The sequence below is a fragment of the Mesorhizobium sp. M0904 genome, assembly GCF_040319475.1.
Classification (GTDB): domain Bacteria; phylum Pseudomonadota; class Alphaproteobacteria; order Rhizobiales; family Rhizobiaceae; genus Mesorhizobium.
Genome location: NZ_JAMYOC010000016.1, coordinates 142404 through 161552 on the forward strand (window position 1 = coordinate 142404; position 19149 = coordinate 161552).

The window sequence follows — 19149 nt, forward strand, 5'->3', positions numbered from 1 at the left end:
GGGAGATCGGCAGCTTCGCCGAAGGCGACCCACTGCGAAATACCGCTCAATCGGGAAGGTAAATCTCCGCCTTCATGAAGGTCTTCGCACGGCCTGTGATCAGCACGCGATCTCCGGCCAGTTCGCATAGCAAATGCCCGCCGCACTGCGAGCATTGGAATGCCGACATATGCGTCTTGCCGAGCTTTTCAGCCCAGTACGGCACCAATATCGCATGAATGGAGCCAGTCACCGGGTCCTCGGGAATGCCAGCTCCGGGTACGAAATAACGCGAGACGAAATCATGGGCTCGCCCAGGCGCGGTAATGACCAGGCCGAGAGGATGAAAACGTCCGATCCTGAGCAGATCGGGAACGAAAGATCGCACGGTTGTCTCGTCGGCAAGCTCGACAAACAGGTTCTCGAAATTGCGGAAGCTCGCAGCCGGCCGCTGAGGCAATATCGCTTGCAGCGCCGAGTTCAGCTCGTCCTCGACGGGCTGCGGCGGAAAACACGGCAGATCGAGCTGATAGGCGCCTTCCCGCCGGGAAACCCGCAGCGCGCCCACCCGGGTGGCGAAGGCCATTTCGCCCTGACCATTGTATTCCGTAGTCAGCACATGGGCGGCCGCAAGTGTAGCATGGCCACAGAAGTCGACTTCATGAACCGGCGTGAACCAGCGCAAATCCCAACCCTCGCCACTCGGCCGCGCAAACGCGGTTTCAGCAAGATTGTTCTCGTTTGCGATGGCCTGCATCACGTCGTCCGATAGCCAGTCCTCCAAAATGAGAACGGCAGCAGGGTTGCCCTGGAAAGCCCGTTCGGCAAAAGCGTCGACTTGATACATAGTCAACGTTGCCACCTCATCCCCGCTGCCACTTCGGCCTGTCCTTACTGGTGCAGATTCACGCAGCTTCCAGCGCCGCCTTCACCGCAGCGATCGCGTCTTCGGCCTTCGACGCGTCCGGGCCGCCGGCCTGGGCCATATCGGGTCGCCCCCCGCCGCCCTGCCCGCCCAATGCCGCGGACGCGACGCGCACCAGATCGATGGCGCTGAAGCGGCCGGTCAGATCATCGGTAACGGCGACGACGACGCTCGCCTTGTTGTCCTCGCCGGCGCCGACAAAGACGACGACGCCGGAGCCGAGGGACTTCTTGCCGGCATCGGCCAACGGCTTAAGATCCTTTGGCGAGACGCCCGATACCGCCTTGCCGAGAAAACCGACACCGGCAATGGTTTCGTTCTCCGCAGGCACACCAGCTGGCGAGCGATCGCCCAGCGCCAGCTTCTTGCGTGCCTCTGTCAGCTCCTTTTCGAGCTTCTTGCGCTCGTCGAGCAGCGCCTCGACGCGGGCCGGCACATCGGCCGCCGAAATCCTCAGCGTGGCGGCGGCCGCCTTCAGCCGCTTGTCCTGTTCGTCGAGATGCTTTCTGGCGGCCTCGCCGGTCAACGCCTCGATGCGGCGCACGCCGGCAGCGATCGCGCTGTCGGACACGATGCGCACCAGGCCGATATCGCCGGTCGCCCTGACATGCGTGCCGCCGCATAGCTCGACCGAATAAGGCCGGTTGGCCTTGGCGCCATGCAAGCCCGTGCCCATCGAAACGACGCGCACTTCATCGCCATACTTCTCGCCAAACAGCGCCATGGCGCCCTCGGCGATGGCGTCGTCGACAGACATCAGTCGCGTGATCACCGAGCCGTTCTGAACGACGATCTCGTTTGCCATGCGCTCGACCTCTTCGAGCTCGTCCGGCGAGATCGGCTTGTTGTGCGAAATGTCGAAGCGCAGACGCTCGGGCGCGACCAGCGAGCCCTTCTGCGCCACATGGGTACCCAGCACCTCGCGCAGCGCCTCATGGATCAGATGTGTGGCGGAATGGTTCGCGCGCAGCCTGGAGCGCCGCGCGTGGTCCACCTTCAGCTCGACGGTCGCGCCCGTCTTGACAGTGCCATTGGCCACCTTGCCGAGATGGACGAAAAGCCCATCGGCCTTCTTCTGGGTATCGGATATCTCGATCGAGAACCCGTCGCCCGAAATGACGCCGGTATCGCCCATCTGGCCACCGGACTCGCCATAGAACGGCGTCTGGTTGACAACCACGGCAACGGCGTCGCCTTTGCCGGCACTGTCGACGGTCTTGCCGTCCTTGACCAGCGCCTGGATAAGGCCTTCGGCCTGCTCGGTCTCATAACCCAGGAATTCGGTGGCGCCGGTCTCCTCACGCACCGCGAACCATACCGTCTCGGTTGCGGCCTCACCGGAACCAGCCCAGCTTTTGCGTGCCTCCGCCTTCTGCCGCTCCATTGCCTCGGTGAAGCCGGCAAGGTTGACCGAGATGTTGCGCCGGCGCAGCGCGTCCTGCGTCAGATCGAGCGGAAAGCCATAGGTGTCGTAGAGCTTGAACGCTGTCTCGCCATCCAGCATGTCGCCGGAGGCCAGCTTCTCCGTCGCCTCCGAAAGCAAGCCCAAGCCGCGCACCAGCGTCTTGCGGAAACGAGTTTCCTCAAGCTTCAGCGTCTCGGTGATCATCTGTTCGCCGCGCACCAGTTCCGGGTAGGCTTGGCCCATCTCGCGGACCAGCGCCGGCACCAGGCGCCACATCAGCGGATCGCGGGCGCCGAGCAACTGCGCGTGGCGCATGGCGCGGCGCATGATGCGACGAAGCACGTAGCCGCGTCCTTCGTTGGACGGCAGCACGCCGTCGGCGACCAGGAAGCAGGACGAACGCAAATGGTCGGCGATGACCCGGAACGATGCGACGGTGTCCGCATCCGGACCTTTGCCGAGCGCCGACGATGCAGCGTCGATCAGGTGGCGGAACAGGTCGGTTTCGAAGACGCTTTCAACCCCTTGCAGGATGGAGGCCATGCGCTCGAGGCCCATGCCCGTGTCGATCGACGGACGCGGCAGGTCGACGCGCTGTTCCTTCGTCACCTGTTCATACTGCATGAACACCAGGTTCCAGAATTCGAGGAAACGGTCGCCATCCTCCTCGGGGCTGCCGGGGGGGCCGCCCCAGATATGCTCGCCACGGTCGATGAATATCTCCGAACACGGCCCGCAAGGCCCGGTGTCACCCATTGCCCAGAAGTTGTCCGAAGTCGCGATGCGGATGATGCGATCGTCCGAAAGGCCGGCGATCTTCTTCCAGTACGAGGCCGCCTCGTCGTCGGTGTGGTAGACGGTGACCAGCAGCTTCTCCTTCTTCAGCCCGAACTCCCTGGTGATCAGGTTCCAGGCAAGCTCTATGGCGCGCTCCTTGAAATAGTCGCCGAAGGAGAAATTGCCGAGCATCTCGAAGAAGGTCAGGTGGCGCGCAGTGTAGCCGACATTGTCGAGGTCGTTGTGCTTGCCGCCGGCGCGAACACTCTTCTGGGCAGTCGTGGCGCGCGAATAGGGCCGCTTCTCCAGACCGGTGAAAACGTTCTTGAACTGCACCATGCCGGCATTGGTGAACATCAGCGTCGGGTCGTTGCGCGGCACCAGCGGGCTTGACGCGACGACCTCGTGACCTTCCTTGCGAAAATAGTCGAGAAATGCCGACCGGATCTCGTTGACGCCACTCATGAAATACTGCCTTTTCGAGAGAACCGCCGGCTGCCGGCGGAAAATAGACATGGCCTTTTAGCGGTCGCACCGCAGCCTGTCCAGAAACACCAAATGGGCTCAAATTCCCGCTTTCACCAGCGCTTTGAAATGGCTTCTGCCCCGCCATCAAACGCAAACCGCCGGCACGGGGCCGGCGGCGAAACGCATCGATTACGCAAACTCAAAATCAAAACATCAAATCGAAACCCGGCTGAGGCTCCGCGAGGCGTCGCCTGCCCTACATCACCCCAGCGTCGTCCTCGAAACCGTCGTCGCTGCTTTCGGAGCCGCCGTTTTCAAGGAATTTCTCGGCGATCAGCCCGGCATTCTGTCGCAGCGCCAGCTCGATCTCGCGCGCCGTGTCGGGATTGTCGCGCAGGAACAGTTTTGCGTTTTCGCGGCCCTGGCCAAGACGCTGCGAATTGTAGGAGAACCAGGCGCCCGACTTTTCGACCACGCCGGCCTTGACGCCGAGATCGACCAGCTCGCCGGTCTTGGAGACGCCCTCGCCATACATGATGTCGAACTCGACCACCTTGAAGGGCGGCGCCAGCTTGTTCTTGACCACCTTGACGCGGGTCTGGTTGCCGACAACCTCGTCGCGATCCTTGACCGAGCCGATGCGGCGGATGTCGAGGCGGACCGAAGCATAGAATTTCAGCGCATTGCCGCCGGTCGTCGTCTCGGGCGACCCGAACATGACGCCGATCTTCATGCGGATCTGGTTGATGAAGATGACCATGGTGTTGGAGCGCGAGATCGAGGCGGTGAGCTTGCGCAGTGCCTGGCTCATCAGGCGCGCCTGCAGGCCGGGCAGCGAATCGCCCATCTCGCCTTCGATTTCCGCCCGCGGCGTCAGCGCCGCCACCGAATCGACCACCAGCACGTCGATGGCGCCGGAGCGCACCAGCGTGTCGCAGATCTCCAGCGCCTGCTCGCCGGTATCGGGCTGCGAGATCAATAGATTTTCGAGATCGACGCCGAGCTTGCGGGCATAGACCGGGTCGAGCGCGTGCTCGGCATCGACGAAGGCGCAGATGCCGCCCTTCTTCTGGGCTTCGGCCACCGTGTGCAGCGCCAGCGTCGTCTTGCCCGAGCTTTCCGGCCCGTAGATCTCGACGATGCGGCCGCGCGGCAGGCCACCGACGCCAAGCGCGATGTCCAGCCCAAGCGAGCCGGTCGGCACCGTTTCGATCTCGACGACCTGCTCGTTTGCGCCGAGCCGCATGATCGAGCCCTTGCCGAAGGCACGCTCGATTTGCGACAGCGCCGCATCCAGAGCCTTTGATTTGTCCACCGCTTTGTCCTCTACAAGCCGCAAAGAATTCTGAGCCATGATACATCACCCCGTGGTCGTCAATGGAGGCCGGACAATCCCGCAATCCTTAAAAGAATGTACCTCGTTTGTTCTCATTTGTCAATGAGCGGCAAGGATTTGAAAAATAACGGATATCCATATTTGTTCTATTTTTGTTTCGTAATTTTGCTTCCGGATGCAACCGGCTTCGCATGCGGCGCCGCCGCCGTCACCAACCGAATCGCACCCGCGATTGCAGGGTTCCGCCCAGCGACCTAGTCTCCTCCCGGGCAACAGCAAAGGGCATTTCGCCGGCATGATGAACTCCCCGACGATCCTGGCCGTGGGCGGCGCCTATATCGAGCGGCGCGGCCGGGTTGCCGGCACCTTCGTGCCAGCCGCCTTGAACCCCGGCACGATGCGCGAGCATGTTGGCGGCGCCGTCTTCAACGCCTTGCGCTGGGCGGTGCGGCGCGGCGCCTCGGCCTCGCTGCTTTCGGTGCGCGGCGGCGATGCTCTGGGCGACACGGTTTTACGCGCCGTCGCCGAGGCCGGAATCGCCGACCTGTCGGCGGTGTTCCTCGACCGGGCAACGCCAAGCCATACGATGCTGATCGATAGCGACGGCCGGCTGATCGCCGGCCTTGCCGACATGGTGCTCTATGAGCTGGCGCTTCCCAAGCAGATCCGCCGCGCCAAGGTGCGCGAAGCTATCGGTTCGGCCGATACGATCCTGTGCGACGCCAACCTGCCGTCGACCGCGCTGGAGCGGCTGGCGGCACTCGCCGCCGGCAAGCCGGTGTTTGCGCTTGCCGTCTCGCCCAGCAAAGCGGCGCGGCTGACGCCGGTGCTCGACCGTCTGGCGATGGCGTTCATGAACCGGCACGAGGCCGGCGTGCTCGCCGGCGCCGACATCGATGCTGGCGATCAAGGCATCGTCGACAGCCTGAGACGCGCCGGCCTGAAAAGCGGCGTGATCACCGCCGGCGACGGACCGGTGCTCGGTTTCGACCAAACCGGCGCATTTTCGATCCTGCCACCGCCACTGCAAAAGCGGACCGATGCCACAGGCGCGGGCGACGCATTGGCCGGCGCCACGATCGCTGCCCTGCTGCGTGGCCTGAAGCTGCGCGAAGCGTTGCGTGAAGGCGTCGCCGCCGCGACGCTCGCCATCGAGAGCGCCGCCTTCACCAGTGCCAGCTTTGCCGAGGCGCTGGCGCTCGTGCCCGAGGCGCGGGACCTGGCATGAAGTGCGGCCCGGAATTGCCGAAGCATAACGCAGCTATTTTCCGGCGCGCCGTCCTGCCTCGTAGGCGCGGCGTGCCCAGATCGCCATCTCATCCGGATCATCGAAGGCACTGTCGGGAACGCTCCAATACGGCATAGACACCAGCTTGCCGTGCCGTGAGCCGGTATAGGTCCATTGCCGGCAGCCGGCCGCTTCGAATTCAGGCGCGCTTTCCGCGTCAGCCTTCAGCATCAATTCGTCACGGATGACGACGGCGACGATGACGCCGTCGAAATAGATGCCCTTGCCGCCGAACATCTTGCGGATGCTAACCGGGCCAAGGCCTTCGAAAAGCTCTTCGATGCGCTCATTGTCCATGCGGCGATCATGTCATCCGGATTTCCCCTTGTCATCGCCGCAACCGGCACCATCCTGACAAGTTCGGAACCAGTTTCGTCGGAGTTTCTCATGCCGCTTCTGCTCAAAGGGTCCTGCCGGTGCAATGCCGTGCGTTTCGAGGTGGAAAGCCACACGCCGGTGCCGTTCATGCTGTGCTACTGCTCGATCTGCCGCAAGCAGCAGGGCGGTGGCGGTTTCGCCATCAATCTCGGCGCCGATTACAAGACGTTGAAAATCCAGGGCAAGCGCCATCTCGGCGTCTACCGCGCCGAGATCGAGGACGACGAGCACCCGCAACGCGAAATCTCGACGGGCGAGCGGAACTTCTGCACGAAATGCGGGACGGCACTCTGGCTCTACGACCCGACCTGGCCGGAGCTGGTGCACCCCTTCGCCTCGGCGATCGACACAGACCTGCCAAAGCCGCCGGAGAAGGTGCATCTTATGCTGAAATACAAGGCGAACTGGGTCGAGCCGGAGATCGGCAAAAGGGACAAGGTCTTCGACGTGTACCCGGAAGAATCAATTGCCGACTGGCACAAACGAACAGGAATGTGGGTGGATTAGGTCCCTTCTCCCCGTGAACGGAGGAGAAGGAAAGATCAGGCGGAAGCGCGCGCTTCAGCCAAGGCCTTCAAATCGGCCGGCTTCAGTTCGACCGATTCGCCGCAGCCACAAGCCGAACTCTGGTTTGGGTTGTGGAAGGTGAAGCCGGTGCGCAGCGTCGTCTGCTCGAAATCCATCTCGGTGCCGAAAAGGAAAAGCGCTGCCTCCGGCGCGACATAGACATGGGCGCCGTCGCGCTCGATATGGTCGTCCTTGGTGTTGGGCTCGGTCACCAGGTCGACCGTATATTCCATGCCGGCGCAGCCGCCCTTCTTGATGCCAAGGCGAATGCCATGCGCATTCTCGCGGGTCGCGACGATCTCGCGCACCCGGTCGGCGGCCTTTTCGGTCATAGTGATGACGGCGAAGCGTCCCATGTTTTCCTTCTCCATTGCGCGCAGGTTCAAGGCCTGCCGAATGATTCCTCACCTAAAATGGTGAAGTTTTGTACCCGGCGCAAGTGCGCCAGCCTCTGGCTGGTCGGATGCTAGTACCAGCCAACCGCCACCTGTGCCTCTTCCGACATGCGGTCGGGCGACCAGGGCGGGTCGAAGGTCATGTTGACCTCGACACCGGAAACGCCTTCGACGGCGCCGACGGCATTTTCCACCCAACCCGGCATTTCGCCGGCCACCGGGCAGCCGGGTGCGGTCAGCGTCATGTCGATCTTGACCGAGCGGTCGTCCTCGATGTCGATCTTGTAGACGAGGCCGAGCTCATAGATGTCGGCCGGGATTTCCGGGTCGTAGACCGTCTTTAGCGCCGAGACGATGTCGTCGGTCAGCCGCGCCAGTTCGTCGGCAGGAATCGTTGACCCGGAAACCGCCGCATTGGTGGTCATATCCAGTGCCGTGCTTTCGGCGGTGTGGCTCGCATCATCCATGATCGTCACCCGAAGAACTTTCGCGCCTTCTCCAGCGCATCGGCCAAAGCGTCGACTTCGGCCCTGGTATTATACATGCCGAACGACGCCCTGCATGTGGATGTTACGCCGAAGCGTTTCAACAGCGGCTGCGCGCAATGCGTGCCGGCGCGGACCGCCACGCCCTGCCGGTCGATGACCATGGACACGTCGTGCGCGTGGATGCCCTGCAGCTCGAACGAGATAATGGCGCCCTTGCCGGGCGCGTCGCCGAAGATGCGCAGTGAATTGATGGCGCGCAGTTTTTGATGCGCATAATCCTTCAGATCGGCCTCGTGCGCGGCGATGCGCTCGCGGCCGATCTTTTCCATGTATTCCAGCGCAGCACCAAGCCCGATCGCCTGCACGATCGGCGGTGTGCCGGCCTCGAAACGGTGCGGCGGGTCGTTGTAGGTGACGATGTCTTGCGTCACCTCCTCGATCATCTCGCCGCCGCCCATGAACGGGCGCATGCGCTCCAGAATATCCTTCTTGCCGTAGAGCACGCCGATGCCCGACGGGCCATAGACCTTGTGGCCGGTGAAGACGAAGAAATCGCAGTCGAGGTCCTGCACGTCGATCGGCATGTGCACGGCGCTCTGGCTGCCGTCGACCAGCACCGGAATGCCGCGGGCATGGGCAATGCGCACGATCTCCTTGATCGGCGTCACCGTGCCCAGCGCGTTCGACATATGGGTGATGGCAACCAGCCTGGTGCGGTCGGTTAGCCGCTTCTCGAATTCCTCGATGTGGAAGACGCCGAGATCGTCGACCGGCACCCACACCAGTTTCGCGCCCTGCCGTTCGCGGATGAAATGCCACGGCACGATGTTGGAATGGTGCTCCATGATCGAGAGCACGATCTCGTCGCCTTCGCCGATGTTCGGCATGCCGAAACCATAGGCGACCGTGTTGATCGCCGCCGTGGTGTTCGAGGTGAAGACGATGTTGTCGGTGCTCGGCGCATTGAGGAAACGGCGCACCGTCTCGCGAGCCTTCTCATAGGCGTCGGTCGCGGCATTCGACAGGAAATGCAGGCCGCGATGGACGTTGGCATATTCCTGGGAATAGGCGTGCTGGATAGCGTCGAGCACGGCCTGCGGCTTCTGCGCCGAGGCGCCATTGTCGAGATAGACCAGAGGTTTGCCGTAAACTTGCCGCGACAGGATCGGGAAGTCGCGGCGGATCGCCTCGACGTCGTAGGGGATGTTTTCGACTTTCTGGTCCATCACAAGCTCTCTCGAGGCATCGCCTCATTCCGTCCAGCACCCCTCATCCGACCGAGCTTCGCTCGGCCACCTTCTCCCACAAGGGGAGAAGGAAGAGCGCCTCTCCTTCTCCCCTTGTGGGAGAAGGTGGCGCCGAAGGCGACGGATGAGGGGTGTTGGCACCAACCCCTCAGTCACCTCTACCCGTGCGTCAAAAACCAATCGTCGAGCCGACGTTCCAGCGCCTCGACGATGGCCTCGTCGTCCAGTTCCTCGATCACTTCGGCGACGAAGGCCTTGACCAGCAAGCCGCGCGCGGTCTTCTCGTCGACGCCGCGCGCCATCAGGTAAAACAGATGGCTGTGGTCGATCTCGGTGACGGTCGCGCCATGGCCGCAGACGACGTCGTCGGCGAAGATTTCGAGTTCCGGCTTGGTCGAGAACTCGCCGTCGTCCGACAGAAGCAGCGTGTTGCAGGCCATCTTGGCGTTGGTCTTCTGCGCATATTGGTGGACATTGATGCGGCCCTGGAAGACGCCGCGCGCCTTGCCGGTCACCACATTGCGGATGACTTCGGTCGATGCGGTATGCGGCACGGCGTGGTCGAGCACCATGGTGACGTCGGTATGGGTGTCGCCGGCGAGCAGATTGATGCCGCGCAGCGTGAATTCGGCGCCCTCGCCGGTCGTCTTCACAACGACCTCTTGGCGCACCAGTCTGCCGCCGGCATTCATGACGAACAGCGTCAGCTTCGAATTCTTGCCGAGATGCGCCTTGAACTGGGCGAGATGCGTCGCCGTATCCGGCTGCTCCTGCACGACAAGCCATGTCACTTCGGCGCCCTCGCCAAGCACAAGCTGGCTGACCGAACTGACCAGCGCCGCCCCCTCGCCCGCCTGGCGTTCGACGATGACAGCGTTGGCGCCGGCACCGACACGGACGGCCAGGCGTACATGCGTCTGTCCACCGGCCTGCAGATTCTGCAGCTCAAGCGGCTTTTCCAGTTGGGCGCCGTCGGCGATGTCGACGAAATAGCCGTCGGCGACAAAGGCGGTGTTGAGCGCGCCGATGGCGTCGTCGCTGCCATAAGAATCGAGCCCAGGTGCTGCGCTGCCGTCGGTCAGCTTCTCCGACAGGCGCTGCACGACAACGCCCTCGATGCTAGCGAGCTTGGCGCTCGAAACGCCGTTCAGCACCGGCAAAACCGAGGAGCCTTCGACGATCGGCGCAATGGCTTTCGCAACCGCTGCCGGATCGAAGTCCGGCACCGAGGTCAGCAGCCGGCGCAGGTCCGTATAGTGCCAGGATTCGATGCGCCGCGTCGGCAGGCCGCTCTTGATCGCCTCGATGGCGTCGTCGCGCTTCAGCATCACCGCGCCGTCACCGGGCAGCAGCGACAGCCGCTCGCCAAAGGCGTCGATCAGCGCCGTTTCGGCTAATGTTCGCTGGGGTGTTGTCGTGTGCATATTCATCAGTTTCGTCCTGCCTTCCGGCATCTCACGCGGCTTGCCCGATCACGCCTGCATAGCCATTGGCCTCGAGATCGAGCGCCAGCGACTTGTCGCCCGATTTGATGACCTGTCCCCTGTAGAGCACGTGCACCGTATCCGGCACGATGTATTGGAGCAGGCGCTGGTAATGGGTGATGACGACGATGGCCCGGTCCGGCGAGCGCAGCGTGTTGACGCCGTCCGCGACGATCTTCAGCGCGTCGATATCGAGACCGGAATCGGTCTCGTCGAGCACGCAGAGCTTTGGCTCGAGCAGCTTCATCTGCAGGATCTCGGCACGCTTCTTCTCGCCGCCGGAGAAGCCAACATTGAGCGGCCGCTTCAGCATCGCCATATCCATGTTGAGCGAGGCCGCCGCGTCCTTCACGCGCTTGAGGAATTCCGGGATTTTTAGCGGCTCCTGGCCGCGCGCCTTGCGCTGCTCGTTCATCGCCACTTTCAGGAATTCCATCGTCGCCACGCCCGGTATCTCCATCGGATACTGGAAGGCGAGAAAGATGCCGGCGGTAGCGCGCTCGGCCGGATCCATTTCAAGGATCGACTGGCCGTTGTAGAGGATGTCGCCCTCGGTGACCTCATAGTCCTCGCGGCCGGCGAGGATATAGGACAGCGTCGATTTCCCCGAGCCGTTCGGCCCCATGATGGCGGCGACCTCACCGGCCTTCACCGAAAGATTCAGGCCGCGGATGATCTCGGTGCCGTCATCGACGATACGGGCATGGAGGTTTCTGATTTCAAGCATTATTTTCCACTTTCTTGTTCGCGGTGCCCGGCCTGCGACGGAACTTTTCTAAAAGCTCGAAAAGCGCGTACAAACTTGCTGGTGACCAACATCCAGCCAAAAAACCCAGCCGCGCTTAAGCCTGCAATCGAACCACCAATAGTTTTTGTCGAACTCAAGCCAAACACTGCGCCTATCAACGCCATCACAGCACCACCAACAGCCAATGTCAGCAAGAGCATCAGAACGGCAAATATCAAGCCTTCCATCCGCTTGAACAAATCCATGATCGCCGTTCCAGTTAACTCACCCAACACTCCCCTCAAGACTAATCCCGATCAGCTTCTGCGCTTCGACCGCGAATTCCATCGGCAGTTGCTGGATGACGTCCTTGACGAAGCCGTTGACGATCAGCGCAATCGCCTCTTCTTCCGGGATGCCGCGCTGCATGACGTAGAACTTCTGGTCCTCTGAAATCTTCGAAGTGGTCGCCTCGTGCTCGAACTGCGCGGTCGAATTCTTGGCTTCCATGTAGGGCACGGTGTGTGCGCCGCACTGATCGCCGATCAGCAGGGAATCGCAATTGGTGAAGTTGCGGGCGTTGGTCGCCTTGCGGTGCGCCGAGACCTGGCCGCGATAGGTGTTCTGCGAGAAGCCGGCGGCAATGCCCTTGGAGATGATGCGGCTCGACGTGTTCTTGCCGAGATGGATCATCTTGGTGCCGCTGTCGACCTGCTGATAGCCGTTGGAGACGGCGATCGAATAGAACTCGCCACTAGAATCGTCGCCGCGCAGGATGCAGCTCGGATATTTCCAGGTGATGGCCGAACCGGTCTCGACCTGTGTCCACGAAATCTTCGAGCGATGGCCGCGGCAGTCGCCGCGCTTGGTGACGAAATTATAGATGCCGCCCTTGCCTTCGGCGTCGCCGGGATACCAGTTCTGCACCGTCGAATATTTGATTTCGGCGTCATCGAGCGCGATCAGCTCGACCACCGCGGCATGAAGCTGGTTCTCGTCGCGTTGCGGCGCCGTGCAGCCTTCGAGGTAAGAGACGTAAGCCCCCTCCTCAGCGATGATCAGCGTGCGCTCGAACTGGCCGGTATTCTTCTCGTTCATGCGGAAATAAGTCGACAGTTCCATCGGGCAGCGCACGCCCCTGGGCACGAAGACGAAGGAGCCGTCGGTGAACACGGCCGAATTCAGCGTCGCGTAGAAATTGTCGGAGGTCGGCACGACCGAGCCGAGATACTTCTTCACCAGCTCCGGATGCTCGCGGATGGCTTCCGAGATCGAGCAGAAGATGACGCCGGCCTGCGCCAGCTCCTTCTTGAAAGTGGTGACGACGGAGACGGAATCGAACACCGCATCGACGGCGACGCGGCCCGACTTGTAGACGTTGTCGCTGGCTTCCTCGAGCTCCGACGCATCGGTCTTCTGCACGCCGGCGAGGATTTCCTGTTCCCTGAGCGGAATGCCGAGCTTCTCGTAGACCTTCAGCAGTTCGGGATCGACCTCGCTGAGCGAAGTCGGGCCGGGCGTGCTCTTGGGCGCCGCGTAATAATAAATGTCCTGGAAATCGATTTTGGGATAGTGGACGCGCGCCCATTTCGGCTCGTCCAGCGTCAGCCAGCGGCGATAGGCTTCCAGGCGCCATTCCAGCATCCAGGACGGCTCGTCCTTCTTGGCCGAAATGAAGCGGATAATGTCTTCACTCAGGCCCTTGGGGGCCTTGTCCATCGCGATTTCGGTCTGGAATCCGTATTTATACTGGTCGACATCGATCTTTCGAACTCGATCGATCGTCTCCTGCACAGCAGGCATCAGCGTTCTCCATCCACGCCGGGGTCAAGGCCCGGCAGTTTTCAAACTATGGCACCGCGAACGAGCACCCTTGAGCACCCGCGGCGGCGTAAGTTTCATATAGTGCGTTCATGCCGGAAATTCACCCGGCCAAATTCGAACGCACGGCTCTACCAGGCCACAAGGCCCAAATATTCCTTCGCCGCGCTCAGGCGGCCTTTTCCCTGTTCACCTTTTCCCTACCGGCTTGCCGTGCAACGATCGTCGCCAGCGCCGCGCGAAACAGCTCGATATCCTTGGCGCTGGTCGCGTGGCCGATGGACACACGCAACGCGCCAACGCTATCGCCGTAACCCATGGCTTTCAGCACGTGACTCGGCCCGACTTTGCCCGACGAACAGGCCGATCCGGCCGACAGCGCCACACCGGCAAGGTCGAAGGCGATCTGCGCCGTCTCGGCCTTGATGCCGGGAATAGCGAAGAATGTGGTATTGGCAAGCCTTGCAGCGCCGGTCCCGAAGATTTCGGCGTCCGGAACAAGCGTTTTAACGATCGCCTCGATTTCGTCGCGACGCTGCCGCACCGCTTCGATCGTTTGCAAGCCGGCAGACGCTTCGCTAGCGGCCGCACCAAACCCGGCAATCGCCGCCAGGTTTTCGGTGCCGCCCCGATGGCCCTTTTCCTGGCCGCCGCCGCTGACCAGCGGTTTTGGCATCATCAGGTCCGACGCCGCGACAATGGCGCCGACGCCCTTGGGGCCGCCGATCTTGTGCGACGAGAGAATAAAATAGTCTGCGTAAGCCTCTGATATATCGAGCGGAATGCGGCCGGCTGCCTGCACGGCATCGACGACCAGGATGCCACCCGCCGCCTTGACGATTTCGGCGATGCGGCCGACCGGCTGGATTACGCCGGTTTCATTGTTGGCAGCGTGGATGGCCACCAGCGGTAAGCCTTCGGCCTTGTCATGCTGGGCGAGAGCCTCGGCCAAAACGTCGAGCCTGACGACGCCGTCGGCGTCGACGCCGATCCGTATCACCTGCGCCGCTGGGAAACGCCCGCCGTTCAGCAGGCAAGGATGATCGGCCTCGGACACATAGAGCCGGCTCATACGGACAGCACCGCGCCCCATCTGCCAGTCCGGCGTCAGCAGCGTCGAGGCCGCTTCCGTCGCGCCGGAGGTGAATACGACATGCTCGGCCCTGGCGTTGACCAGTCGCGCCACATTGCGCCTGGCATCCTCGATCAGCCGCCGCGCAGCGCGGCCCTCGGCATGGACGGAGGACGGGTTGGCGGCGACGTCGAGCGCAGCGACCACCGCCGCGCGCGCGGCGGCAAGCAGCGGCGCGCTGGCATTGTAGTCGAGATAGGCGCGTGCTCCGGCCATTTCCGTCCAACTGGTCCCTTCAAAAGCCGTTCCGCGAAGATAGCGCGTTATTTCCTTGAAATTGCAAGGCAAGACGTCCTATTTACGCGGCTTGCGGCGCGGGTGGCCGAGCCACAGTTTTGGCCGCCCAGTTTTGAACAATTCTAAACTAGCTTCTAGAAAGACGCTCGCCCTGCGTCAAGGCCTAGGGAAAACTGGGGCCAGAGGAAAAGTTGTTCCGGGCGCCGCGCAATTTATGCCAAGTGGAGTATTTCATGCCTGAGGTCATTTTCACCGGTCCGGCCGGCCGTCTGGAGGGTCGCTATCAGCCCTCGAAGGAAAAGAGCGCGCCGATTGCCATCGTCCTGCACCCGCACCCCCAGTTCGGCGGCACGATGAACAACAAGATCGTCTACGACCTCTTCTACATGTTCCAGAAGCGCAATTTCACCACGCTGCGCTTCAATTTCCGCGGCATCGGCCGCAGCCAGGGAGAGTTCGACCACGGCACCGGCGAGTTGTCCGACGCCGCGGCGGCGCTCGACTGGGTGCAGTCGCTGCATCCCGATTCGAAGAGTTGCTGGGTTGCCGGCTATTCGTTCGGCTCGTGGATCGGCATGCAGCTTCTCATGCGCCGGCCGGAGATCGAGGGCTTTATCTCGGTCGCGCCCCAGCCCAATACCTATGATTTCTCGTTCCTGGCGCCATGCCCGTCGTCCGGCCTGATCATCCACGGCGACGCCGACAAGGTCGCGCCGCCCAAGGACGTGCAGGGCCTGGTCGACAAGCTGCACACGCAAAAAGGCATTACCATCACTCAGAAGACCTTGCCCGGCGCCAACCATTTCTTTGCCAACCATGCGGAGCTTCTGATCGAGGAATGCGCGGACTACCTCGACCGCCGGCTGGCCGGGGAACTGTCCGACCCACGGCCGAAGCGGCTGAGATAATCGGCGATGTACCAACCGCCTCACTTCCAGGAAACACGGCCGGACGTCCTGCACGGGCTGATCCGGGCGCATCCGCTTGGCCTGCTGGTGTCGAACGGCACCGAGGGGCCGATCGCCAACGCAATTCCCTTTCTTCTAGACGCGCCCTCCCTGCTCAACGCGGATGTGCCGCCGAACGGCAGGCTGCGCGCCCATCTGGCCAAGGCCAATCCGCAATGGCGGCTTTTGGCCGACAGTCCCCTGGTGCCGGTGCTGGTCGTCTTCCAGGGCGCCGATGCCTATGTGACGCCGTCCTGGTACGAGACCAAGCGTGAAACCGGCAAGGTGGTGCCGACCTGGAACTACGCCATCGTCCAGGTGCGCGGCATCGTCACGGTGATCGAAGACCAGGATTGGCTGGCCGAGCAGATTTCCGATCTGACGATGTCGCAGGAGGGCAGCCGCCCGGCGCCGTGGGCGGTGACCGACGCGCCGGCACCCTTCATCCAGTCACAGATCAAGGGCATCGTCGGCCTGGAAATCGAAATCACCGAAATCAGCGGCAAGTGGAAAGTCAGCCAGAACCGCCCGGCCGGCGACCGCGTCGGTGTCGCCGAGGGGCTCGAGAGCGAGACCGCCAACTCGGCCGACATGGTCCAGTTGGTAAGGTCCTACGGCGGGCTGGACGGCAAGTAGTCTTGCTTGCTTGCTCGACCGGTTCAGGCCGGTGGCGGGCTCAATCGACCTTGGTCATCGCCGCCTTGCGCTCGTTGGCGATCAGCCAGAGATTGCGGATATAGATCAACAGGCCCATGGCCTGGCCGGCGATGAACACCGGATCCTGACGCTGGATGGCGTAGATCAGCAGCAGGCCGCCGCCGAACAGCGAAAAGAACCAGAAGGCAATCGGCACGACGCTGCGCTTGGCTTTTTCCGACGCCACCCACTGCACCAGAAAGCGCATGGTGAAGAAGAACTGGGCGACGAAGCCGAGCAGCACCCAGGCATCGAATTGCTTGACGAAAACATCGTGAAGCCAGGTCGCCAATTCCTGAAGCACGTTACCCATGCCTGATTTCCTCTACTTTGGGCATTCTGCGGCGCCTGCGGCGCAGCCACCAGACGCCGGCAAGATCGAGCACGCCCTGAAGGCCGCGATCGAAGATGCCGTAATTCGATTTGCCGTGACGGCGGGAGCGGTCGACGACATCGCAATGGACGACGCGGTAGCCCTCCTGGATGACCAGCGCTGGAACAAAGCGATGGGTGCCGTCGAAGAAGGGCAATTTCCGCAAAATGTCGGTGTGAATCGCCTTGAGGCCGCAGCCGGTATCCCGCGTCTCGTCGTGCAGGATGGCTTTTCTCAGTCCGTTGGCGAAACGCGACGCCAGTTGCTTGATCTTGCTGTCGCGGCGCTTCAGACGCTGTCCCTGCGCGGCCCCGACTTCGGGACCAGCCTGCCGCAGCGCGTCGATCAACACCGGGATGTAGCCGGGGTCGTTCTGGCCGTCGCCATCGATGGTGGCGACGATATCGCCGCGCGCCGCCCAGGCGCCTGAGCGCACCGAGAGCGACTGGCCGGCGGATTTTTCATGCCTGAGATGGCGCAGCGGAAACCGGCGAAGCGCTGCCTCTGCGGCAAGCACCGAAGGTGTATCGTCTGTCGAGCCGTCGTCGACGACAATGACCTCGAAGTCCCGCCCGGCCATGGCAGTGCCGATCTCGTCGAGCAGAAGCGGCAGGTTCGCCGCCTCGTTCCGGCAAGGAATGACGATGGATATCTCCGGCATCTCGACTCTGTCACAGGATATGGCATTCGATCGATGCCGCGCGGTCCAGTGGAAGAGCCCCGCTGGCGCGGCGCCTCATTACGCCAGCCGAAACAATGACGCAAGCAGGCCGCACGCTTGGGGTTCTCCCTTCTCCCCTTGTGGGAGAAGGTGGCCGCGCGAAGCGCGGTCGGATGAGGGGTGTTCCAGCTTGGCAACGACGGCACTCCGTCCAACACCCCTCAACCGTCTCGGCGCTGCGCGCCAATCCACCTTCTCCCACAAGGGGAGAAGGCAAGAGGGTGTCGCAAAACCGGATTCCACTTTTGCTGATCGCGCTTGAGTGCTAAACGCCCGCCTTCATGCATGGCCGAGCCGCGTTCGGCCGGAAGCTTTTCGGGAAAGAAAATGTCCGCCTTCAAATCCGATTTCCTGCGCACGATGAGCGAGCGCGGTTTCATCCACCAGACCTCGGACGATGCCGGCCTCGACCAGCTTTTCGCCACGGAAACGGTGAGCGCCTATATCGGCTTCGACGCCACCGCCAGGAGCCTGCATGCCGGGTCGCTGATCCAGATCATGATGCTTTACTGGCTGCAGCAGACCGGCCACCGGCCGATCGCGCTGATGGGCGGCGGCACCTCGATGATTGGCGATCCGTCGTTCAAGGACGAGGCGCGCAAGCTTTTGACGCCGCAGGATATCGAGGACAATCTTGCCGGCATCCGCCGCAACTTCACGCCTTACCTCAAATTCGGCAGCGGCCCGAACGACGCCGTCATGATCGACAATGCCGACTGGCTGATGGACATCAACTACGTCAATTTCCTGCGCGATGTCGGCCGGCATTTTTCGGTCAACCGCATGCTGGCCTTCGATTCGGTCAAGCTCCGGCTGGATCGCGAGCAGTCGCTATCGTTCCTCGAATTCAATTACATGATCCTGCAGGCCTACGACTTCGTCGAGCTCTACAAGCGCCTCGGTTGCCGGCTGCAGATGGGCGGCTCCGACCAGTGGGGCAACATCGTCAACGGTATCGATCTCGGCCATCGCATGGAAGGCGCGCAGCTCTATGCGCTGACGACGCCGCTGCTCACCACCTCGTCCGGCGCCAAGATGGGCAAGTCCGCCTCGGGCGCGGTCTGGCTCGATGCGGAGATGTTGAGCCCGTACGAGTTCTGGCAATATTGGCGCAACACCGAGGATGCCGATGTCGGCCGTTTCCTCAAGCTCTACACGACCTTGCCGCTCGCCGAGGTCGCGCGCCTCGAACGGCTCGGCGGCTCGGAGATCAACGAAGCCAAGAAGATCCTCGCCACCGAAATCACCGCCATGCTGCATGGCCGCGGGGCGGCAGAGGAGGCGAGCGAAACGGCGCGCAAGACGTTCGAAGAAGGGGCGCTCGCCGAAACACTGCCAACAGTGGAGTTGGACAGGGCCGATCTTGAAGCCGGCGTCGGCATATTGTCGCTGTTCGTCACCGCCGGGCTGGCTGGGTCCAACGGCGAGGCACGGCGGCATATCCAGGGCGGCGCCGTGCGCCTCAACGACCAGCTCGTGGCCGACGACCGCAGGATGGTGACGCTGCAGGACCTTGGCCCGGAAAACGTCGCAAAGCTGTCGCTCGGCAAGAAGAAGCACGTTCTGGTGCGGCCGGTCTGACCAGGGCCCGGTCCTTCCTGTTAGATCTTTTCCGAACCGGTTTCATCTTGCGGCGCTGACCTTCGGTTCGGAATCACGGCGGAGGTTAATCAGCTAGGGTCAGGACCCATTAATTTGTTGAGTTGATCTCTGTTGGGTGATTCAAGGTGGCAGGAGGTGCCGCCTTGAGTGATTTGC

Annotated in this window: 19 protein-coding genes; 5 read left to right on the top strand and 14 right to left on the bottom strand. The window is 62.3% G+C overall.

Features of this window, described 5'->3' with window-relative positions; translation table 11 throughout:
* Window positions 1–46 precede the first annotated feature (46 nt).
* The 3 genes from NKH80_RS18470 to recA form a co-directional block, all read right to left on the bottom strand.
* The gene (locus NKH80_RS18470; protein WP_352992853.1) at window positions 47–826 is read right to left on the bottom strand and encodes a PhzF family phenazine biosynthesis protein; all 780 of its coding nucleotides are present in this window, start codon (window positions 824–826) and stop codon (window positions 47–49) included.
* A 58-nt stretch (window positions 827–884) separates the two neighbouring features.
* Window positions 885–3551, bottom strand: coding sequence for an alanine--tRNA ligase (alaS, locus tag NKH80_RS18475; RefSeq protein WP_352883672.1), 2667 nt, complete (start codon window positions 3549–3551; stop codon window positions 885–887).
* A 259-nt stretch (window positions 3552–3810) separates the two neighbouring features.
* A complete protein-coding gene (gene recA, locus NKH80_RS18480) occupies window positions 3811–4908 on the bottom strand; it encodes a recombinase RecA (protein WP_023674696.1) in 1098 nt (365 codons plus the stop codon).
* 277 nt (window positions 4909–5185) lie between these two features.
* Between recA and NKH80_RS18485 the strand changes: the two genes are divergently transcribed.
* Entirely contained in the window at window positions 5186–6118 is a 933-nt protein-coding gene (locus NKH80_RS18485) for a carbohydrate kinase family protein (protein ID WP_352992836.1), read from the top strand.
* A gap of 33 nt (window positions 6119–6151) precedes the next feature.
* Here the strand turns inward: NKH80_RS18485 and NKH80_RS18490 are convergent, their stop codons facing one another.
* Window positions 6152–6475, bottom strand: coding sequence for a TfoX/Sxy family protein (locus NKH80_RS18490; protein WP_254817632.1), 324 nt, complete (start codon window positions 6473–6475; stop codon window positions 6152–6154).
* A gap of 90 nt (window positions 6476–6565) precedes the next feature.
* Between NKH80_RS18490 and NKH80_RS18495 the strand changes: the two genes are divergently transcribed.
* Window positions 6566–7063: a GFA family protein gene (locus NKH80_RS18495; protein WP_352703031.1), complete on the top strand. Its 498-nt coding sequence runs from the start codon at window positions 6566–6568 to the stop codon at window positions 7061–7063.
* Window positions 7064–7098: 35 nt separating this feature from the next.
* On the opposite strand, the gene sufA is transcribed toward NKH80_RS18495, so the two are convergent.
* The 8 genes from sufA to NKH80_RS18535 form a co-directional block, all read right to left on the bottom strand.
* Entirely contained in the window at window positions 7099–7479 is a 381-nt protein-coding gene (sufA, locus tag NKH80_RS18500; protein WP_013895897.1) for a Fe-S cluster assembly scaffold SufA, read from the bottom strand.
* Between the two features lie 110 nt (window positions 7480–7589).
* Complete coding sequence (locus tag NKH80_RS18505) at window positions 7590–7985, bottom strand: SUF system Fe-S cluster assembly protein (RefSeq protein ID WP_352458424.1); 396 nt, start codon at window positions 7983–7985, stop codon at window positions 7590–7592.
* Between the two features lie 5 nt (window positions 7986–7990).
* Window positions 7991–9232 (bottom strand): cysteine desulfurase, encoded by a 1242-nt coding sequence (locus NKH80_RS18510; protein WP_352637795.1) that lies wholly within the window; start codon window positions 9230–9232, stop codon window positions 7991–7993.
* A gap of 179 nt (window positions 9233–9411) precedes the next feature.
* Complete coding sequence (gene sufD, locus NKH80_RS18515; protein ID WP_352820846.1) at window positions 9412–10683, bottom strand: Fe-S cluster assembly protein SufD; 1272 nt, start codon at window positions 10681–10683, stop codon at window positions 9412–9414.
* Between the two features lie 25 nt (window positions 10684–10708).
* Entirely contained in the window at window positions 10709–11464 is a 756-nt protein-coding gene (gene sufC / locus NKH80_RS18520) for a Fe-S cluster assembly ATPase SufC (RefSeq protein WP_352506445.1), read from the bottom strand.
* Window positions 11464–11730 carry a hypothetical protein gene (locus tag NKH80_RS18525; protein ID WP_352820843.1) on the bottom strand — a complete coding sequence of 89 codons (267 nt, stop codon included), beginning with the start codon at window positions 11728–11730 and terminating at the stop codon, window positions 11464–11466. Before NKH80_RS18525 ends, sufC begins: the two co-directional genes overlap by 1 nt.
* Window positions 11731–11749: 19 nt before the next feature.
* Window positions 11750–13267 carry a Fe-S cluster assembly protein SufB gene (sufB, locus tag NKH80_RS18530; RefSeq protein WP_352506447.1) on the bottom strand — a complete coding sequence of 506 codons (1518 nt, stop codon included), beginning with the start codon at window positions 13265–13267 and terminating at the stop codon, window positions 11750–11752.
* A gap of 187 nt (window positions 13268–13454) precedes the next feature.
* Window positions 13455–14633, bottom strand: a complete 1179-nt coding sequence (locus NKH80_RS18535) for a cysteine desulfurase family protein (protein WP_352992840.1) — start codon at window positions 14631–14633, stop codon at window positions 13455–13457.
* 254 nt (window positions 14634–14887) lie between these two features.
* Here NKH80_RS18535 and NKH80_RS18540 point away from each other — a divergent pair, with 254 nt between their 5' ends.
* Both NKH80_RS18540 and NKH80_RS18545 read left to right on the top strand, forming a co-directional pair.
* Window positions 14888–15562 (top strand): alpha/beta hydrolase, encoded by a 675-nt coding sequence (locus tag NKH80_RS18540; protein ID WP_023674683.1) that lies wholly within the window; start codon window positions 14888–14890, stop codon window positions 15560–15562.
* A gap of 6 nt (window positions 15563–15568) precedes the next feature.
* Window positions 15569–16237 carry an FMN-binding negative transcriptional regulator gene (locus tag NKH80_RS18545; protein ID WP_352506449.1) on the top strand — a complete coding sequence of 223 codons (669 nt, stop codon included), beginning with the start codon at window positions 15569–15571 and terminating at the stop codon, window positions 16235–16237.
* Between the two features lie 40 nt (window positions 16238–16277).
* Here the strand turns inward: NKH80_RS18545 and NKH80_RS18550 are convergent, their stop codons facing one another.
* Window positions 16278–16610, bottom strand: a complete 333-nt coding sequence (locus NKH80_RS18550; protein WP_023674681.1) for a lipid-A-disaccharide synthase N-terminal domain-containing protein — start codon at window positions 16608–16610, stop codon at window positions 16278–16280.
* The gene (locus tag NKH80_RS18555) at window positions 16603–17331 is read right to left on the bottom strand and encodes a glycosyltransferase family 2 protein (RefSeq protein ID WP_352477338.1); all 729 of its coding nucleotides are present in this window, start codon (window positions 17329–17331) and stop codon (window positions 16603–16605) included. The genes NKH80_RS18550 and NKH80_RS18555 overlap by 8 nt, the downstream gene beginning before the upstream one ends.
* 387 nt (window positions 17332–17718) lie before the next feature.
* Between NKH80_RS18555 and tyrS the strand changes: the two genes are divergently transcribed.
* Window positions 17719–18972, top strand: a complete 1254-nt coding sequence (tyrS, locus tag NKH80_RS18560; protein WP_352992842.1) for a tyrosine--tRNA ligase — start codon at window positions 17719–17721, stop codon at window positions 18970–18972.
* Window positions 18973–19149: the final 177 nt, after the last annotated feature.

Bases quoted from the DNA above. Each gene is read 5' to 3' on its own strand.
- sufC (WP_352506445.1), bottom strand. From the start codon at position 11,464: ATGCTTGAAATCAGAAACCTCCATGCCCGTATCGTCGATGACGGCACC.
- NKH80_RS18485 (WP_352992836.1), top strand. From the start codon at position 5,186: ATGATGAACTCCCCGACGATCCTGGCCGTGGGCGGCGCCTATATCGAG.
- NKH80_RS18495 (WP_352703031.1), top strand. From the start codon at position 6,566: ATGCCGCTTCTGCTCAAAGGGTCCTGCCGGTGCAATGCCGTGCGTTTC.
- sufB (WP_352506447.1), bottom strand. From the start codon at position 13,267: ATGCCTGCTGTGCAGGAGACGATCGATCGAGTTCGAAAGATCGATGTC.
- NKH80_RS18540 (WP_023674683.1), top strand. From the start codon at position 14,888: ATGCCTGAGGTCATTTTCACCGGTCCGGCCGGCCGTCTGGAGGGTCGC.
- NKH80_RS18555 (WP_352477338.1), bottom strand. From the start codon at position 17,331: ATGCCGGAGATATCCATCGTCATTCCTTGCCGGAACGAGGCGGCGAAC.
- NKH80_RS18525 (WP_352820843.1), bottom strand. From the start codon at position 11,730: ATGGATTTGTTCAAGCGGATGGAAGGCTTGATATTTGCCGTTCTGATG.
- tyrS (WP_352992842.1), top strand. From the start codon at position 17,719: ATGTCCGCCTTCAAATCCGATTTCCTGCGCACGATGAGCGAGCGCGGT.
- sufD (WP_352820846.1), bottom strand. From the start codon at position 10,683: ATGAATATGCACACGACAACACCCCAGCGAACATTAGCCGAAACGGCG.
- NKH80_RS18470 (WP_352992853.1), bottom strand. From the start codon at position 826: ATGTATCAAGTCGACGCTTTTGCCGAACGGGCTTTCCAGGGCAACCCT.
- NKH80_RS18505 (WP_352458424.1), bottom strand. From the start codon at position 7,985: ATGGATGATGCGAGCCACACCGCCGAAAGCACGGCACTGGATATGACC.
- NKH80_RS18550 (WP_023674681.1), bottom strand. From the start codon at position 16,610: ATGGGTAACGTGCTTCAGGAATTGGCGACCTGGCTTCACGATGTTTTC.
- NKH80_RS18510 (WP_352637795.1), bottom strand. From the start codon at position 9,232: ATGGACCAGAAAGTCGAAAACATCCCCTACGACGTCGAGGCGATCCGC.
- NKH80_RS18490 (WP_254817632.1), bottom strand. From the start codon at position 6,475: ATGGACAATGAGCGCATCGAAGAGCTTTTCGAAGGCCTTGGCCCGGTT.
- alaS (WP_352883672.1), bottom strand. From the start codon at position 3,551: ATGAGTGGCGTCAACGAGATCCGGTCGGCATTTCTCGACTATTTTCGC.
- recA (WP_023674696.1), bottom strand. From the start codon at position 4,908: ATGGCTCAGAATTCTTTGCGGCTTGTAGAGGACAAAGCGGTGGACAAA.
- NKH80_RS18545 (WP_352506449.1), top strand. From the start codon at position 15,569: ATGTACCAACCGCCTCACTTCCAGGAAACACGGCCGGACGTCCTGCAC.
- NKH80_RS18535 (WP_352992840.1), bottom strand. From the start codon at position 14,633: ATGGCCGGAGCACGCGCCTATCTCGACTACAATGCCAGCGCGCCGCTG.
- sufA (WP_013895897.1), bottom strand. From the start codon at position 7,479: ATGGGACGCTTCGCCGTCATCACTATGACCGAAAAGGCCGCCGACCGG.